The following is a 17,189-nucleotide window of genomic DNA, read 5'->3' as shown; positions in this document are numbered from 1 at the left end:
TGCCTATAATGTCGCGCCCGATGCGCCAGCCTGCCTGCGCTCCCACCCAAGGACGGAAGCGCCCGATCCGATGACCGCGACCCTGAACACCCCGCCGCTGCTAGACGCGCGCGGACTGCGCTTCACCCGCAACGACGACCCGGTGTTCGGGCCCCTGGACCTGCACGTGGACGCCGGCGAGGCGCTGCTGGTACAGGGTGGCAACGGCGCCGGCAAGACCACCCTGCTGCGCGTGCTCGCCGGGCTGCTGCGCGCCGACGAAGGCACGATCCACATCGACGGCCGTGCCGCCGGCGCCGGCGACCGCTCGCGCTACATCGCCTACCTGGGCCACCTGCCCGCGCTCAAGCAGGACCTGGGCACGCTGGAGAACCTGCACGTGCTGTGCGGCCTGCAGGGCCGCCGGGTGCGGCAGATGCCCGGCAACGCGCTGGCCATCGTCGGCCTGGCCGGCTACGAGGACACCCTGGTGCGGCAGCTGTCGGCCGGCCAGAAAAAGCGCCTGTCGCTGGCCCGGCTGTGGCTGTCGCCGGCACCGGTGTGGCTGCTGGACGAGCCCTACGCCAACCTCGACCTGGACGGCATCAACCTGGTCAACCGCATGATTTCAGCACACCTGCGCAGCGGCGGCGCCGCCCTGGTCACCACCCATGGCGCCTACGCCGCGCCACCGGTGCGCAACCGCACGCTCACCCTCGGCTCGGCCGCGGTGGAGGCCGCCGCATGAGCCTGCCCGGCCCGCAGCCCTCGCTGCTCGACGCCGCCCGGGCGCTGCTCGCGCGCGACCTGAAGCTGCTGTGGCGGCGCCGCGGCGACGCCGCGCAGCCGATCCTGTTCGCGCTGCTGGTCGTGGCCCTGTTCGCCCTGGCCCTGGGCGGCAATCCTGACCTGCTGCAGCGGGTGGCCGCGGCGGTGCTGTGGCTGTCGGTGCTGCTGGCCGGGCTGCTGTCGCTGGACACCCTGTTCCGCGGCGATGCCGAGGACGGTTCGCTGGAGCAATGGCTGCTGTCGCCGGTGCCGTTGCCGTGGCTGGTCGCGGTGCGGGTGTTCTCGCACTGGCTGACCACCGCCTTCCCGCTGGTGCTGGTCAGCCCGCTGCTGGCCGAACTGATGCAGTTGCCGCGCGCGCAGCTGCCGGTGCTGGTGGCGTCGCTGGCGCTGGGCACGCCGCTGCTGAGCCTGCTCGGCGCGGTGGTTGCCGCGCTCACCGTGGGCATGCGCCGTTCCGGCATCCTGCTGGCGCTGTTGGTGCTGCCGCTGTACGTGCCGGTGCTGGTGTTCGGTGCCGGCGCGGTGGCCGCGGCAGCGCAGGGCTTCGACGCCAGCGGCGCGCTGCTGCTGCTCGGCGCCGGGCTGGTGGTCAGCCTGCTGCTGGCGCCGCTGACCGCCGCGGCAGCGATCCGCATCGCCAACTCCTGACCCTCCCGGGGGCTCCCACGACCACGGCATACGGGCGCCGCCGGTGGCCGTCGCGGGCGGCTGCGCCGGAGCCGTGCTGGCGCCATGCCGGCCCGGCGTTCGGGGCCGTGTGAAGACCGGGCATGCAGCATCCGGCGCATGCTCCGGGCCTGCGACATTGCGTCGCTTGCCAACCCCGAACGCCGGCGACAGCATGGCCGGCCATTCGCCCGCAGCCGCGTGCCCATCCCCGCAGACAGGAGCTTTGAAGATGTTCCGCAAACTGATCCTCGCCTCCACCCTGGCCCTCGGTGCCGCCGGTGCCGCCCATGCCGCAGGCAGCTGCTCGGTGAACCTGGAGGGCAACGACGCCATGCGCTACAACATGGCCAACATCGACGTACCCAAGAGCTGCTCCAGCTTCACCATCAACCTCAAGCACACCGGCAAGATGGCCAAGAACGTGATGGGCCACAACGTGGTCGTCGCCAAGGCCGCCGACATGAACGGCATCGATGCCGACGGCATCAAGGCCGGGCTGGCGGCCGACTACGTCAAGGCCGGGGACACCCGCGTGATCGCCCACAGCAAGGTGGTCGGCGGCGGCGAAAGCACCTCGTTCAGCATCCCGGTGGCCAAGCTCACTGCCGCCGGCGCGCCGCTGTCCTTCTTCTGCAGCTTCCCAGGCCACGCGGCGCTGATGAAGGGCACGCTCACCCTGAAGTGACCGCCACGGCGCGGGCTGGCCGTGCCAACCGCGCCGTCTTCGGCTAATCTTCACGAGCCGCCGGGCGCACGTGCTTCGCGGTGCCCGGCAACGGGGTGGGAGGGGTCCACCCCGCCATCGTTTTCCTCGACGAGCGAGCGGATGTTCAAAGGTTTGCCAGGTTGGTTCCATCGGCTGGGGTCCCCTGCCTATTTCGACGCATTCGCCGCCCGTTGGTCGCCATGGTGCTACGTGGCGTCGCTGCCGCTGTTCGCCTTCGGCCTGTGGCAGGCGCTGGCGGTGGTGCCGGCCGACTACCAGCAGGGCGACAGCTTCCGCATCCTCTACATCCACGTGCCCTCGGCCTGGATGAGCCTGTTCGTGTTCGGGCTGATGGCGTTCTACAGCACCATCGCCCTGGTCTGGCGGGTCAAGCTGTGCGAGATCCTGGCCATGGCCTGCGCGCCGATCGGCGCCGCCTTCACCCTGATCACCCTGCTTACCGGCAGCATCTGGGGCAAGCCGATGTGGGGCACCTGGTGGGACTGGGACCCGCGCCTGACCACCGAGCTGATCCTGCTGTTCCTGTACCTGGGGGTGATGGGCCTGTATGGCGCCATCGACGACCGCCGCGCCGCCGCCCGCGCCGCCGGGCTGCTGTCCATCGTCGGCGTGGTGCTGCTGCCGGTCATCCGCTATTCGGTGGTGTGGTGGAACTCGCTGCACCAGGGCCAGACCATCCGCATGTTCGGCGAGTCCAGCATGGACGACAGCATGATCCTGCCGCTGTGGCTGATGGTGCTGGCCACCAAGTTCTGGTTCGCCGGCTCGCTGCTGGCCCGCGCCCGTGCCGACAACCTGCGCCGCGAGGCCGGGAAGGCCTGGGTACGCGAGCGCGTGGAGAAACTGACATGACCTACTTCCAGTACGTGGCCCTGGCCTATGCGGTGTTCTTCGTGGTCCTGGCCTGGGATTTCGCCATCCCGCGCCTGCAGGTGCGGCGGCAGCTGCGCGAGGTACGCAACCGCCTGGCGCGCTCCAGCCGCAATGCCGCGGCCGCGGCGCCCGGCGACGAGGAACTGAGCCGATGAGTCCCGTCCAACGCCGCCGCCTGCTGCTGGTGCTGCTGGTGCTTGCCGTGGCCGGCATCGCCGCCGCGCTGGTGGCCACCGCCCTGCAGCGCAACATCGCCTATCTGTACACCCCGGCCGAGGTGAAGGCCGGCAAGGTCGCGCCCGACGCGCGCTTCCGCCTCGGCGGCATGGTCGCCAAGGGCTCGTTCCAGCGCGCCCCGGGCGCGCTGCTGGCGCGCTTCGAGGTGACCGATGGCGACGCGCGGTTGCCGGTGACCTACGACAAGATCCTGCCGGACCTGTTCCGCGAGGGCCAGGCGGTGGTCGCCACCGGGCGCATGGCCGGCGGCGTGTTCGTGGCCGAGGACGTCCTGGCCAAGCACGACGAGACCTACATGCCCAAGGAACTGGCCGACAAGATGGGCGTGGCCCATGACAAGCACCAGGTTCCGGCCACGGCCACGCCGGCGGAGTCGCGCTGAGTGCTCGCCGAGATCGGACAGGTCCTGCTGATCCTCGCGCTGCTGGCGGCACTGCTGCAGAGCGTCCTGCCGCTGGTCGGCGCGCAGCGCGGCATCGCCCCCTTCATCGCCATCGCGCGCCCGGCCGCGGCACTGCAGCTGGTCATGGTGCTGGGCGCGTTCGTGGTGCTGACCGCGGCCTTCGTGCGCCAGGATTTCTCGCTGCGCTACGTGGCCGAGAATTCCAATTCGCTGCTGCCGATGATCTACCGCTATTCGGCGGTATGGGGCGCGCACGAGGGCTCGCTGCTGTTGTGGACGCTGGTGCTGGCGCTGTGGACCGCGGCGGTGGCCGGGTTCTCGCGGCGCCTGCCGCCGCCGGTGATGGCGCGCGTGCTGGCGGTGATGGGCCTGATCAGCGTGGGCTTCCTGGCGTTCCTGCTGTTCACCTCCAATCCGTTCGAGCGGCTGCTGCCGGCGCCGGTCGAGGGCCGCGACCTGAACCCGCTGCTGCAGGACCCGGGCCTGATCATCCACCCGCCGATGCTCTACCTGGGCTATGTCGGCTTCGCGGTGCCGTTCGCCTTTGCCGTCGCCGCCCTGCTCGATGGCCACATCGACGTGCGCTGGCTGCGCTGGACCCGGCCGTGGACCAACGTGGCCTGGGCCTTCCTCACCCTGGGCATCGCGCTGGGCAGCTGGTGGGCCTACTACGAACTGGGCTGGGGCGGCTGGTGGTTCTGGGACCCGGTGGAGAACGCCAGCTTCATGCCATGGCTGGCCGGCGCGGCGCTGCTGCATTCGCAGGCCGCCACGGAAAAGCGCGGCGTGTTCATCGGCTGGACCCTGCTGCTGGCCATCACCGCGTTCGCGCTGTCGCTGCTGGGCACCTTCCTGGTGCGCTCGGGCGTGCTGACCAGCGTGCACTCGTTCGCCGCCGACCCGGCACGCGGCCTGTTCATCCTGGTGTTCCTGGCGCTGGTGATCGGTGGCGCGCTGCTGCTCTACGCGCTGCGGGCCCCTGCGATGGGCGGCCCGGCCGATCCGCGCCGCGCCTACGCGCTCAATTCGCGCGAAAGCCTGCTGCTGGCCAACAACCTGCTGCTCAGCTGTGCCTGCGCCATGGTGCTGCTGGGCACGCTGTACCCGCTGCTGGCAGATGCGCTGGACCTGGGCAAGGTCTCGGTGGGGCCGCCCTACTTCGGCACGCTGTTCCTGCTGCTGATGGCGCCGCTGGTGCTGCTGCTGCCGTTCGGCCCGCTGACCCGCTGGCAGCGCGAACAGGGCCTGCGCCCGCTCGCCCTGCTGGCGCCATGGGCGGTGCTGGCCGTGCTGCTGGGCGTGGTGGCCTGGTTCATGGCGCCGCAGGGCAAGCTCAAGACCGCCGTCGGCATCACCGCCGCGGCATGGGTGGGCGCCGGCACCGTGTACGTGCTGTGGCAGCGCCTGCGCGGCGGTGGCCGTCCCAACGCCGAGACCTGGGGCATGCTGATCGCCCATGCCGGCATCGCCGTGTTCCTGGTCGGCGCGCTGCTGGTGGAGTCGCTGAGCATCCAGCATGAAGTGGCGCTGACGCCGGGCAGCGCGGTCGAGGCCGGCGGCTACCGCCTGGCATTCGAGGGCGTGGACGCCAGCGACGGCCCCAACTACCACTCCGACCGCGGCCACGTGCGTGTATTCCGCGGCGACCGCGAGGTCGCCCTGCTGCACCCGGAAAAGCGCATGTACGCCAGCGGCGGCATGCCGATGACCGAGGCCGGCATCCATCCGGCGCTGGGCGGCGATGTGTATGTTGCACTCGGCGAATCGCTGGGCGATGGTGCCTGGGCGGTCCGCGTGCAGGTCAAGCCCTTCGTCCGCTGGATCTGGCTGGGCGCGCTGCTGATGGCCCTGGGTGGCTTCGTCACCGCCGTCGACCGCCGCTTCCGCCGGCTGCCCGAGAAATCCTGATGTCCGACACCTCGCCCACTCCGAATCCTCCCCACCGCCTGCCGCCGGTCGCACTGATCATCGGCGCGCTGTTCTTCCTGGGCCTGGTCGGCCTGATGCTCTATGGCGTGAGCCGTTCCGACCGGCCCGACCGTGACAGCCTGCCCTCGGCGCTGATCGGCAAGCCCGCGCCGGACTTCTCGCTGCCGGTGCTGCACGACCCCGCGGTCAAGGTCAGCGGCCACGACCTGCGCGGCGCGCCCTACCTGCTCAACGTGTGGGGCAGCTGGTGCCCGACCTGCCGCGACGAGCACCCGATCCTCACCCGGTTCGCCGAGACCAAGCGCGTGCGCGTGATCGGCTACAACTGGAAGGACGAGCGCGCCGACGCCCTGCGCTGGCTGGAACAGCTGGGCAATCCCTACATGGTGGTGGTGGCCGACGAAGAAGGCCGCACCGCGCTGGACTGGGGCATCGCCGCCGCGCCGGAGACCTTCCTGGTGGACGGCAGCGGCATCGTGCGCTGGAAGTACAGCGGCGCCATCACCCAGGACGTGCTCGACCGGCAGCTGATCCCGGCGCTGGAGAAGATCGAGGCCGGCGCCGGCGGGAAGACCGCGCGATGATGCGGCTGGCGGCCATGCTGCTCGCGCTGTGCCTGCCCTGGCTGGCGATGGCGCAGCCGATGGGTGATCCGGCCCCGCTGCAGTACCGCGACCGTGCCGAGGAAGCGCGCTTCCACGCGCTGGCCGCCGAACTGCGCTGCGTGCAATGCCAGAACCAGTCGCTGGCCGACTCCAACGCGCAGATCGCCCACGACCTGCGCCGCGAGGTCCTCAACCTGATGCGCGAAGGCCGCAGCGATGCGCAGATCAAGCAGTTCCTGGTCGAGCGCTACGGCGAATTCGTGCTCTACCGCCCGCGCATGGAAGGCAGCACCCTGCTGCTGTGGCTGGGCCCCGGCGTCCTGCTGGTGGCCGGCGCGGTGCTGCTGTTCGTGCACGTGAGCCGGCGTGGGCGCGTCGCGCCCGCCCCGGCCGCCGCGGATGCCAACCAGGATGAACGCGAATGGTGAAGGCGGTATTCCTGTCGCTGGCCGCACTGCTGGCCATCATTGCCGGCGGCGCCATGCTGTGGCCGCTGCTGCGCGCCGGCAAGCGCGCCATCTGGGGCACCCTGGTCGGCTCGATCGCGGTCGCCACCGTGGGCCTGTACCTGTGGCTGGGCACGCCGGCGGCGCTGCAGGCGCCGGACGAGGCGCCGCCGCAGAGCCTGGAGCAGGCGGTCGAACAGCTGCGCGCGGTGCTCGACGAGCACCCCGAGCGCACCGAAGGCTGGGTTCTGCTGGCCCGCTCGCAGCTCGAGCTCGGGCGTGTGGCCGATGCCGCCGCCTCGTTCGAGCGCGCGTTGAAGCTCGACCCCGACCAGCCCGAGCTGTTGATCGAAGCGGCGCAGGCGCGCGCCCGCGCACATCCGAAAATGCTGTTCGACGACACCGGCGTGGAATGGCTGCAACGCGCCCGCAAGGTGGCGCCGGACAACCAGCGCGCGATCTGGCTGATCGGCATCGTGCAGCGCCAGCGCGGCCAGGACGAAGCCGCCGTGCGCACCTGGGAAAGCCTGCTGCCGCGGCTGGAACCCAATGCCGCCGCGGCGCTGCGCGAACAGATCGACGCCGCCCGTGCCGACGCCGGGATGCCGCCTTCCACGCCCGCCCTGGCTCCCCCCGCGGCCGGCAGCGCCGGCGCCCATGCCATCACCGTGCAGGTCACCCTGGCACCGTCGCTGCAGGCGCGCGTCGCCGCCGGCAAGGACACGGTGTTCGTCATCGCCCGCGTTCCCGGCGGCCCGCCGATGCCGGTCGCGGTCGAACGCCACCCGGTGCAGGCCGGACCGCTCACGGTCACGCTCGACGACGGCGACAGCCCGATGCCGACTCAGAAGCTGTCCGCGCTGGGCGAGGTGGAGGTATTCGCGCGACTGTCCGCCAGCGGCACCGCGATGCGCCAGGACGGCGACGTGGAATCGGTACCGGTGAAGGTCGTCCTGCCTGCGGGTGAGCCGCTGCGGATCACGCTCGGCCAACCGTGACCCACACGTCGGAGCGGATGCGGTGAACCAGGACGAAATCAAACTGCTGTTCGACCAACAGGCGGCCGGCTACGACGCGCAGTGGGCCAAGACCCACCCGATCCGCGATTGCCTGCACCTGCTGCTGGATTCGGCCTTCGCCACGCTGCCGCCGGATGCGCGCATCCTCTGCGTGGGGCTCGGAACCGGCGCGGAGCTGATGCATCTCGCGCGGCAGCATCCCGGCTGGCGGTTCACCGCGGTGGAACCGTCCGGCGCGATGCTCGCCCTGTGCCGCCAGGCGGCCGAACGGGAGGGTATTTCGGCGCGTTGCCACTTCCATGAAGGCTATCTGGAATCGCTCCCGGACACGGCCAGCTTCGACGCGGCCACCTGCTTCCTGGTATCCCAGTTCATTCTCGATCCGGCAGCCCGCTCCGGGTTCTTCCAGGGCATCGCGCGCCGGCTCGCACCGGGCGCGATGCTCGCAAGCTCCGACCTGGCCTCGGACGTGCAGTCGCCCGCCTACGAGGTGCTTCTGCGCGCATGGATGAGCCTGATGGCCGCAGCCGACGTTCCGGCCGACGCCCTGGAGCGCATGCGTGCCGCCTATGCCCGGGATGTCGGGATACTGCCCCCGGAGCAGATCGCTTCAATCATCGCCGCGGGCGGTTTCCAGCCCCCCGTGCCGTTCTTCCAGGCCGGGCTGATCCACGGCTGGCTGTCCATGCGCGCCGATCAGGCCCGCTGAGTCCCGGCAACCGGCGCGCCGCAGCGCCCGCCCGCTTCCGTTCCGGCTGCTGGCACCATCATGCGGCGACAGCTGCGGCACCGATCACCGCGGCCGTGGTAACCACGGCTCATGCCCTGATAACGCCGGGGCATTGCGTGCCATCCCCGTATCGGTGCACGGCCGGTAGAATCGGCAGATGACCGAGTTCATCCCCGAAGGCAGCCGTTTCCACGCACTGGCCTCGCCATTCCCGATGAAGCGTGGCGGCCAGCTGCATGGCGCGCGCATCGCCTACGAAACCTGGGGCACGCTGGCCGCCGATGCCGGCAATGCCATCCTGATCGTCACCGGGCTGTCGCCCGACGCCCACGCCGCCAGCCATCCCGGCAACCCCGCGCCCGGCTGGTGGGAGCCGATGCTCGGCCCCGGCAAGCCGATCGATACCGACCGCTGGTTCGTGGTCTGCGTCAACTCGCTGGGCAGCTGCAAGGGCTCCACCGGCCCGGCCTCGCTGGATCCGGCCACCGGCAGGCCGTACCGGCTGTCGTTCCCCGAACTGTCGGTGGAGGACATCGCCAACGCGGCCGCCGGGGTGGTGCGCGCACTCGGCATTCAGCAGCTGGCGTGCCTGATCGGCAACTCGATGGGCGGCATGACCGCGCTGGCCCTGTTGCTGCAGCACCCGGGCATCGCCCGCACCCACATCAACATTTCCGGCAGCGCGCAGGCCCTGCCCTTCTCCATCGCCATCCGCTCGCTGCAGCGCGAGGCCATCCGCCTCGACCCGGCCTGGAATGGCGGCGACTACGACGACGCCCACTACCCGGAATCGGGCATGCGCATGGCGCGCAAGCTGGGTGTCATCACCTATCGTTCGGCACTGGAGTGGGACGGCCGTTTCGGCCGCGTGCGGCTGGATTCCGAGCAGGGCGACGACGATCCGTTCGGCCTCGAGTTCCAGGTGGAAAGCTACCTGGAAGGCCACGCACGCCGCTTCGTGCGCCGCTTCGACCCCAACTGCTACCTGTACCTGGGCCGTGCGATGGACTGGTTCGACCTGGCCGAGTACGGCGACGGCGACGTCATGGCCGGGCTGGCGAAGATCCACGTGCCACGGGTGCTGGCCATCGGCGCCAACACCGACATCCTGTTCCCGGTCGAACAGCAGCAGCAGATCGCCGACGGCCTGCGCGCGGGCGGTGCCGACGCACAGTTCATCGGCATGGACTCGCCGCAGGGCCATGACGCCTTCCTGGTGGATTACGACCGTTTCGGCCCGGCGGTAGGCGGCTTCCTCGATACGCTCCCCGGCCTTTGACCGACGGTGCGGTGTGGCATAGGCCCACACCGCACGCCGCCTGCGCCCGATGCCGGCACCCCGGCTGCGCCCCCATGCTGTCCCTCCGCCACCGCCTGGAGGGCGCATGCGACACCTGCCGACCGTGCTGCTGTACCTGTTGCTGCTGCCATGGAGCGCTGCCGCGGCCGCGCCGTCGCCGATGCTGGCCAGCCAATGGCGCGACGGGCCGGACGTCTCCCGGTATTGGGTGAGCGAGAAGCTCGACGGCGTCCGCGCACGCTGGGACGGGCATGCACTGTGGACCCGCGCCGGCAACCGCATCGACGCCCCGGACGGTTTCACCCGCGGCTGGCCGCGGCAGCCCCTGGACGGCGAACTGTGGGCGGGGCGCGGCCGCTTCGAACACGCCAGCAGCACCGTGCGCCGCTACCCGCCCGATGCGGCCGCCTGGCGGAGCCTGCGCCTGATGGTCTTCGACCTGCCCGCACACCCCGGCACCTTCGACCAGCGCCTGGCAGCCCTGCGCGTCCTGTTCGAGCGCACCGCCTCGCCGACGCTGGAGCTGATCCCGCAACAACGCATCGCCGACACCCCCGCACTGCGTCGCCAGCTGGAGGCCACCGTTGCCGCCGGTGGCGAAGGGCTGATGCTGCACCACCAGGACAACCGCTACATTGCCGGCCGCAGCGCCGGCCTGCTCAAGCTCAAGCCCTGGAGCGATGCCGACGCGCGGGTGGTCGCGCACCTGCCCGGCAAGGGCCGGTACGCCGGCATGCTGGGTGCATTGCTGGTGGAGCGCGCCGATGGCGTCCGCTTCCGCATCGGCAGCGGCTTCAAGGACGCGCAGCGCATGGCACCCCCGGCGATCGGCAGCCTGGTCACCTATCGCTACACCGGTTTGACCGCCAACGGCCTGCCACGCTTCGCCCGCTTCCTGCGCGTGCGCGAGGAAGCGCCGGCGCAAACGGACAAACGCCTCCGGCGCACCCCGGCCCCCTCACCACCAGGCAGCGGCACCCGCTATCGATGACCACGCGCATTACGGCCTGCGGCTGGCGTGCGTCAGGTGCACGCCGGCCGGTTGCCCGGCACGGCCCGCACGGGGAAAACGCCACCTTCGACCGGGGACGCAGCGAGGGTGCCGGTCGCGGCCGGCACCCGGTTCCTGCCGGCCTCAGCCCTGCGCCTCGCCACCCACTTCCAGCAGACGCCCCCGCTGCAACCGGTACTGGCGGTGCACCACCCCGTCGGGCAGGTGGCCGTGGGTGATCATCAGCAGGCTGCGCGGGCCCAGGGCCGCGGCCATGTCGACCAGCAGCGCCTCGGCGGTATCCACGTCCAGGCCTTCGGTCGGTTCGTCCAGCACCATCAGCGGGGCGTCGCGCAGCAACGCGCGTGCCATCGCCAGGCGGCGCGCCTGGCCTGCGGACATGGTGGCGCCGTTCTCGCCGACCCAGGCCGACAACCCGCCCTGCCGGCGCGCCCAGTCGCCCAGCCTTACCTGTTCGAGCACCGCCCACAACCGCGCCTCGTCGGCCTGCGGCTGGCCCAGGCGCAGGTTGTCGGCGATGCTGCCGGCGAACACCGGCGCGCCCTGCGGCAACCAGGCGACATGGCGATGCCAATCGTCCTGCGCGACCTCGCGCAGGTCCACCCCGCCCCAGCGCACCGCCCCCGCCTGCGGGTCCCACAGCCGCAGCAGCAGGGCCGACAGCGTGGTCTTGCCGCAGCCGCTGTCACCGCCGATGGCGATGCGCTCGCCGGGCCGTATCTGCAGGTCGATGCCGTCGAGCACGCGCCGGCTCTCCCCGGGCCAGGCGAACACCACCTGCTCGAACGAAAGCGTGGCCGGCGGCGCCGGCAGCGGACGCGGATGCGCCGGGTCGGATACCGAGGGCTGCTGCTCGACGATGGCCTGCAGGCGCCCGGCCGATACGCGTGCCGACTGCAGCGCCTGCCAGGCCAGCCCGCACCCGGCCGCGACTTCCAGCAACGCCACGGTCAGGAACACCAGCGCGGCGGCCAGCGGCGCCGTCACCCGGCCGTCCTGGAAGGCGGAAAGCGCCAGCCACAGCATTGCCAGCAGGCCGAGCCCGGCGCAGGCCGAGTGCAGCACGTTGCCGGCGATCAGGCGGCCGCGGCGGCGGTGGTCGTCGCCGGCGAGCTGGCGCGCCGCGCCGTCGACGCGTGCGCGCCAGGCATCGCGCGCGTCCAGCGCGGCAAGGTCGGCGGCGCCTTCCAGGCCTTCGTAGGCCAGCGTGCGCAGCCGGGTACGATGCCGCGCGCGCTCGGCTTCGCCCGCGTCGCCGCTGTGCACCGCCAGCAACGGCACGCCGATGCCGATCAGCAGCGACAGCAGCAGCAACGCCACCGCCGCCGGCCAATGGATGGCGGCGGCCACGGCGATGCTGGCCAGGGCGATGCCGGCCAGCGCCAGCAGCGGCCCCACCGCGCGCACCAGCAGGCCATCGACCTCGCCGATATCGGACATCAGCCGCGCGAGCAGTTCGCCGGTACGCGTGCCGCCCAGGCGTGCCGGCGCCAGCGGCAACGCCCGGCGGAAGAACCACACCCGCAGGTCGCGGGCGATGCGCAGGGTCGCGTCATGGCCGACCAGCTTCTCGAAGTAGCGCGAAACGATGCGCACGAAGGTCAGGGCGCGGATCCCCGCCGAGGGCGAGAAGAAGTTGAAGGTGGTCCCTGCGCCCAGCGCCCCGGCCAGCGCGGCGGCGGTCAGGAAGCCGCCGGACAGCCCCAGCAGGCCGACCCCGGCCAGCATCGTCAGCAACAGCAGGACCACCGCCAGCAGCAGCCGTACGCGATGCCGCGCGAACACCGCGCGCAGGGAATCGTCGCCGCTCATGCGCGGACCTCCTCATGCAGCCGCACCACGCGATCGGCCCACTGCATCGCCGTCGCGCTGTGGGTGGCCATCAGCACCGCGCGGCCACGGGTGAAACAGGCCAGCGACTGCAGCAGGTCGGCCTCGGTCCGCGGATCCAGGAAGGCGGTGGGCTCGTCCAGCAGCAACAGGTCCGGATCGCGCAGCAGCAGCCGCGCCAGCCCGATGCGCCGGGCCTCGCCACCGGACAGGCCGAACCCCCGTTCGCCGATCACCGTGTCCAGTCCCTTGGGTAACTGCGCGGCGAAGCGCATCACCTGCGCGGCCTCGGCCACCGCGCGCAGCCGCACGTCGCTGGCGCCGGGATCGGCCAGGCGCAGGTTGTCGGCGATGGAACCGTGGAACAGGTATGGACGCTGACCGGCGTAGCCCACGCGCACGCCGTCGCGCAGCGCGATGCGCCCGCCCCGCGGCGGCAACCAGCCCGCCAGCGCCTCCAGCACGGTGCTCTTGCCGCTGCCACTGGGCCCGACCAGGGCCAGGCGTTGTCCCGCATCGATGTCCAGCGAGAAATCCGTCACCACGTCGTGGCCGGCGCCGATGGGGCGCAGCACCAGCGCCGCCGCCGCCAGCAGCGGCGCACGCGCCTGCGCCGGTTCCGGCACGCGCACGGCGGGCACGGGCACGGTGGCGTCCGCCGCCGGGTCGCCGCCGTCGAGCAGGCGCTCGACTTCGGTGGCGGCGGCCAGCGCGTTGGCGCGGTCGTGATAGTGCGTGGCCAGGCGCCGCAGCGGCGCATAGAACTCCGGCGCCAGCAGCAGGCAGAACACGCCCGTGCCCAGCGTCGGCACCGTGGCATGCAGCGCCAGCATGCCCAGGTAGCTCAGGCCCAGGTACAGGGCCACCATCGCCACGCTCACCGAGGCGAAGAACTCGAGCACGGTGGAGGACAGGAAGGCGATGCGCAGCACCTTCATGCTGCGTACGCGCACGCCCTCCGCGGCGGCGGCGATACCGGCCAGTTCGTCCTCGCCACGCCCGTACAGGCGCAACAGGCCCAGGCCCTTGATGCGGTCGGCAAAATGCCCACCCATGCGCGCCAGTTCCTGCAGCTGCTCACGACCGGCCGCTTCCGCGCCCAGTCCCACCAGCATCATGAACACCGGCACCAGCGGCCCGGTGCACAGCAGGATCAGCGCCACCGTCCAGTCGACCCAGGCCACCGCTGCCACGATCAGCAGCGGCACCACCATCACCTCGACACGGACCGGCTGGAACCCGGCGTAGTAGCCCTCGATGGCGTCGCCATGGGCGAGCAGCAGCTCGCCCAGTTCACCGCTGCGCTGGCGCCGCAGCCACAGCGGTCCGCGCTCGAACAGGCGCCGGTAGACCTGCTCGCGCAGCGCCAGCCGCGCGGCATCGGCAACCTCGCCGGCCGCCTTCTGCGCCAGCCCGCCCAGCGCGCTGCGCGACAGCAGGACCAGCGCCAGTGCACCGAACACCGGGGCAAGCTGCGCCAGCGGGCGGTGCTCGACGAGCACGGCCTGGACCAGCCAGGCGATCGCAGCGGCCTGCGCCACCAGCAGCGCGCCGGACAGGCAGGCCGCCAGCGCCGCGATCCGCTGCTGCCCGCATGCGGTGGCGGCCAGCGCGGACAGCCATTGCTGGTGCCGGCGACGCTGCTGGCGCGCGGCATCGGCCGGGGGTGGGATTTCACTCAAGACGGGCAACCTGCAGGGAGGGATCGATTCGCCGGGACGCGCATGATGGCATCCACGCGCGCGGCACGTTCACTGCTGCGACGCCATGTCGCATTGATCCAGGTCAAGGGCGGGATCACCATTCATTATTGAAAATTCACGGCACTCCCCCCCTTCACTCCGCCATGATGCACGCAATCCGCAAGGTAGCCAGGCCATGATCGATCCGACCGTCGTAGAACTGTCGCGGCTGCAGTTCGCGCTCACCGCGATGTACCACTTCCTCTTCGTCCCGCTCACGCTGGGGCTCTCGTTCCTTATCGCGATCATGGAAAGCGTCTACGTCATGACCGGCAAGGACGTCTGGCGCCGGATGACGCTGTTCTGGGGCGTGCTGTTCGGCATCAACTTCGCCATGGGCGTGGGCACCGGCATCGTGATGGAGTTCCAGTTCGGCATGAACTGGTCCTACTACAGCCATTACGTCGGCGACATCTTCGGTGCACCGCTGGCGATCGAAGGCCTGATGGCGTTCTTCCTGGAAGCCACCTTCATCGGCCTGTTCTTCTTCGGCTGGGGCCGGTTGAGCAAGGTCCAGCACCTGACCGTGACCTGGCTGATGGCGCTGGGCACCAACCTGTCGGCGCTGTGGATCCTGATCGCCAACGGCTGGATGCAGAACCCGGTGGGCGCGGTGTTCAACCCGGAAACCATGCGCATGGAAGTCGTTGACTTCATGGCCGTGCTGTTCAATCCGGTGGCACAGGCCAAGTTCGTGCACACGGTGTCGGCCGGCTATGTCACCGGCGCGGTGTTCGTGATGTCGATCAGCGCCTTCTACCTGCTGCGCAACCGCCACCACGACGTCGCCCGCCGCTCGTTCGCGGTGGCCGCCGCGTTCGGCCTGCTGTCCTCGCTGTCGGTGGTGGTGCTCGGCGACGAGAGCGGCTACGCCGCCAACGAGCACCAGAAGATGAAGCTGGCCGCGATCGAGGCGATGTGGGAGACCGAGCGTGCCCCGGCGGACTTCACCGCCTTCGGCATCCCCAACCAGCAGACCCACCAGAACGACTACGCGGTCAAGATCCCGTACCTGATGGGCCTGATCGCGACCCGCTCGCTGGACCAGCCGATCCCCGGCATCCTGGAGCTGGTCGAGCGGGCCGAGCACCGCATCCGCGGCGGCCAGCTGGCCTACGGCGCGCTCGAGCGCATCCGTGCCAACAAGAACGACCTCGAGGCGCGGGAAATGTTCGACCGCCACTGGCAGGACCTGGGCCATGGCCTGCTGCTCAAGCGCTACCGCGACGACATCCTCAACGCCACCCCGCAGGAGATCTCGCAGGCGGCCATGGACACGGTGCCGCGGGTACTGCCGCTGTTCTGGACGTTCCGGGTGATGGCCGGCCTGGGCTTCTACCTGATCGCTTTCTTCGCGGTGGCGTTCTACTACTCCTGCCGCCACAACTTCCAGGACAAGCGCACGTTCCTGAAGATCGCGCTGTGGACGCTGCCGGCGCCCTGGATCGCAATCGAGTGCGGCTGGTTCATCGCCGAGTACGGGCGGCAGCCGTGGGCGGTGGAAGGCGTACTGCCCACCTTCTACGCCGCCTCCGGCCTGGCCCTGCACCAGATCGTGCTGACCCTGGCCGGGTTCGTGGCCCTGTACACGGTACTGATGATCATCGAGATCAAGCTGATGCTGAAGGCCATCCGCAAGGGCCCGGGCGACGCCCTGGCCGCGCCGCAGCCGTCCGTTTCCCACCATGCCACCGGCCAGGCCTGAGGCAGGAGCACACTCATGGATTTCATTTTTCTGGACTACACCACGCTGCGCGTGATCTGGTGGCTGCTGCTGGGCGTGCTGCTGGTCGGTTTCGCGGTGATGGACGGTTTCGACCTGGGCGTGGGCACGCTGCTGCCGTTCGTGGCCAGGACCGACGAGGAACGCCGCCTGGTGATCAACACCGTCGGCCCGGTATGGGAAGGCAACCAGGTATGGCTGGTCCTGGGCGGCGGCGCGATCTTCGCCGCGTGGCCGCCGCTGTACGCGGTCAGCTTCTCCGGCTTCTACCTGGCCATGTTCGTGATCCTGTTCGCGCTGATCCTGCGCCCGGTCGGGTTCAAGTACCGTGGCAAGCTGCAGAGCCAGGCCTGGCGCGACAACTGGGACCGCGCGCTGTTCGTCGGCGGCTTCGTGCCGGCGCTGATCATGGGCGTGGCCGTGGGCAACGTGCTGCTCGGCGTGCCGTTCCACTTCGACGACACCCAGCGCGTGTTCTACACCGGCAGCTTCTTCGGCCTGCTCACGCCGTTCGCGCTGCTGGCCGGCCTGCTCAGCGTGGCCATGCTGGTCGCCCATGGCGCGTCCATGCTGGTGCTCAAGACCGACGGTCCGGTGGCCGAGCGCTCGGCACGCCTGGGCAGCATCGCCGCGCTGATCAGCTTCGTGCTGTTCGCCGCCGGCGGCGCGTGGGTGGCGCTGGGCCTGCCCGGCTATGCGATCACCTCGCAGGTGGTGACCGACGGCGCCAGCAACCCGCTGCTCAAGAGCGTGGCGATCACCGCCGCCGGTGGCTGGCTGCACAACTACTCCACCATGCCGGCCACGCTGCTTGCACCGGCGACCGGCCTGCTCGGCGCGCTCGCCGCGGCGGTGCTGCTGCGCAGGCGTCGCGGTGGACTTGCGTTCATCGCATCGGGCGCGTCGATCGCCGGCATCATCCTCACCGTGGGCTTCGCGGCCTTCCCGTTCCTGCTGCCGTCCTCCAGCCAGCCCGGCTCCAGCCTGGTCGCCTGGGACGCCTCGTCCAGCCATCTGACCCTGTGGATCATGCTGCTGGCCACCGTGCTGCTGCTGCCCATCGTCATCGCCTACACCATCTGGGTGTACCGCGTGCTCAAGGGCAAGACGACGCTGCAGGAAATGGGCGAAAACCCCAACGCCTACTGACAACGACACACCAAGGAGTTTCCC

At 70.7% G+C, this 17,189-nt stretch carries 16 protein-coding genes and 1 pseudogene; 15 read left to right on the top strand and 2 right to left on the bottom strand.

Annotated features, from left to right (window positions below; translation table 11 throughout):
* The first annotated feature begins 70 nt into the window (after positions 1 to 70).
* From ccmA to QQA12_RS07385, 13 genes and pseudogenes are all read left to right on the top strand, one after another.
* Entirely contained in the window at positions 71 to 727 is a 657-nt protein-coding gene (gene ccmA / locus QQA12_RS07445; protein ID WP_226050349.1) for a heme ABC exporter ATP-binding protein CcmA, read from the top strand.
* Entirely contained in the window at positions 724 to 1,419 is a 696-nt protein-coding gene (gene ccmB / locus QQA12_RS07440) for a heme exporter protein CcmB (protein WP_054665129.1), read from the top strand. The genes ccmA and ccmB overlap by 4 nt, the downstream gene beginning before the upstream one ends.
* 250 nt (positions 1,420 to 1,669) lie before the next feature.
* On the top strand, positions 1,670 to 2,125 hold the full coding sequence (azu, locus tag QQA12_RS07435) for an azurin (RefSeq protein ID WP_056932681.1): 456 nt from the start codon (positions 1,670 to 1,672) through the stop codon (positions 2,123 to 2,125).
* 141 nt (positions 2,126 to 2,266) lie between these two features.
* On the top strand, positions 2,267 to 3,019 hold the full coding sequence (ccmC, locus tag QQA12_RS07430; protein WP_054665123.1) for a heme ABC transporter permease CcmC: 753 nt from the start codon (positions 2,267 to 2,269) through the stop codon (positions 3,017 to 3,019).
* Positions 3,020 to 3,078: 59 nt separating this feature from the next.
* A pseudogene (locus QQA12_RS07425) lies at positions 3,079 to 3,195 on the top strand (hypothetical protein); the annotation flags it as partial.
* On the top strand, positions 3,192 to 3,659 hold the full coding sequence (gene ccmE / locus QQA12_RS07420; protein ID WP_054665118.1) for a cytochrome c maturation protein CcmE: 468 nt from the start codon (positions 3,192 to 3,194) through the stop codon (positions 3,657 to 3,659). The pseudogene QQA12_RS07425 and the gene ccmE, both read left to right, overlap by 4 nt.
* Complete coding sequence (locus QQA12_RS07415) at positions 3,660 to 5,588, top strand: heme lyase CcmF/NrfE family subunit (RefSeq protein WP_226050347.1); 1,929 nt, start codon at positions 3,660 to 3,662, stop codon at positions 5,586 to 5,588.
* Positions 5,589 to 5,683: 95 nt separating this feature from the next.
* Positions 5,684 to 6,193: a DsbE family thiol:disulfide interchange protein gene (locus QQA12_RS07410; protein ID WP_232522679.1), complete on the top strand. Its 510-nt coding sequence runs from the start codon at positions 5,684 to 5,686 to the stop codon at positions 6,191 to 6,193.
* Complete coding sequence (locus tag QQA12_RS07405; protein WP_054668652.1) at positions 6,193 to 6,642, top strand: cytochrome c-type biogenesis protein; 450 nt, start codon at positions 6,193 to 6,195, stop codon at positions 6,640 to 6,642. Before QQA12_RS07410 ends, QQA12_RS07405 begins: the two co-directional genes overlap by 1 nt.
* The gene (locus QQA12_RS07400) at positions 6,636 to 7,658 is read left to right on the top strand and encodes a tetratricopeptide repeat protein (protein WP_226050346.1); all 1,023 of its coding nucleotides are present in this window, start codon (positions 6,636 to 6,638) and stop codon (positions 7,656 to 7,658) included. Before QQA12_RS07405 ends, QQA12_RS07400 begins: the two co-directional genes overlap by 7 nt.
* 22 nt (positions 7,659 to 7,680) lie before the next feature.
* Positions 7,681 to 8,388 (top strand): class I SAM-dependent methyltransferase, encoded by a 708-nt coding sequence (locus QQA12_RS07395; protein WP_226050345.1) that lies wholly within the window; start codon positions 7,681 to 7,683, stop codon positions 8,386 to 8,388.
* 178 nt (positions 8,389 to 8,566) lie between these two features.
* Positions 8,567 to 9,688, top strand: coding sequence for a homoserine O-acetyltransferase (locus QQA12_RS07390; RefSeq protein WP_226050344.1), 1,122 nt, complete (start codon positions 8,567 to 8,569; stop codon positions 9,686 to 9,688).
* Between the two features lie 106 nt (positions 9,689 to 9,794).
* Positions 9,795 to 10,700 carry a DNA ligase gene (locus tag QQA12_RS07385; RefSeq protein WP_226050343.1) on the top strand — a complete coding sequence of 302 codons (906 nt, stop codon included), beginning with the start codon at positions 9,795 to 9,797 and terminating at the stop codon, positions 10,698 to 10,700.
* 144 nt (positions 10,701 to 10,844) lie between these two features.
* On the opposite strand, the gene cydC is transcribed toward QQA12_RS07385, so the two are convergent.
* Both cydC and cydD read right to left on the bottom strand, forming a co-directional pair.
* Positions 10,845 to 12,533 (bottom strand): thiol reductant ABC exporter subunit CydC, encoded by a 1,689-nt coding sequence (cydC, locus tag QQA12_RS07380; protein WP_226050342.1) that lies wholly within the window; start codon positions 12,531 to 12,533, stop codon positions 10,845 to 10,847.
* Positions 12,530 to 14,233: a thiol reductant ABC exporter subunit CydD gene (gene cydD / locus QQA12_RS07375; protein WP_226050341.1), complete on the bottom strand. Its 1,704-nt coding sequence runs from the start codon at positions 14,231 to 14,233 to the stop codon at positions 12,530 to 12,532. The genes cydC and cydD overlap by 4 nt, the downstream gene beginning before the upstream one ends.
* 196 nt (positions 14,234 to 14,429) lie before the next feature.
* Here cydD and QQA12_RS07370 point away from each other — a divergent pair, with 196 nt between their 5' ends.
* Both QQA12_RS07370 and cydB read left to right on the top strand, forming a co-directional pair.
* Positions 14,430 to 15,998 carry a cytochrome ubiquinol oxidase subunit I gene (locus QQA12_RS07370; protein WP_054665093.1) on the top strand — a complete coding sequence of 523 codons (1,569 nt, stop codon included), beginning with the start codon at positions 14,430 to 14,432 and terminating at the stop codon, positions 15,996 to 15,998.
* Positions 15,999 to 16,013: 15 nt separating this feature from the next.
* Positions 16,014 to 17,165: a cytochrome d ubiquinol oxidase subunit II gene (gene cydB / locus QQA12_RS07365; RefSeq protein ID WP_226050340.1), complete on the top strand. Its 1,152-nt coding sequence runs from the start codon at positions 16,014 to 16,016 to the stop codon at positions 17,163 to 17,165.
* The last annotated feature ends 24 nt before the right edge of the window (positions 17,166 to 17,189 follow it).

This window comes from Stenotrophomonas sp. 17(2023) (assembly GCF_030345315.1).
Lineage (GTDB): Bacteria > Pseudomonadota > Gammaproteobacteria > Xanthomonadales > Xanthomonadaceae > Stenotrophomonas > Stenotrophomonas acidaminiphila.
This window is presented reverse-complemented; position numbering and strand designations above follow the sequence as displayed.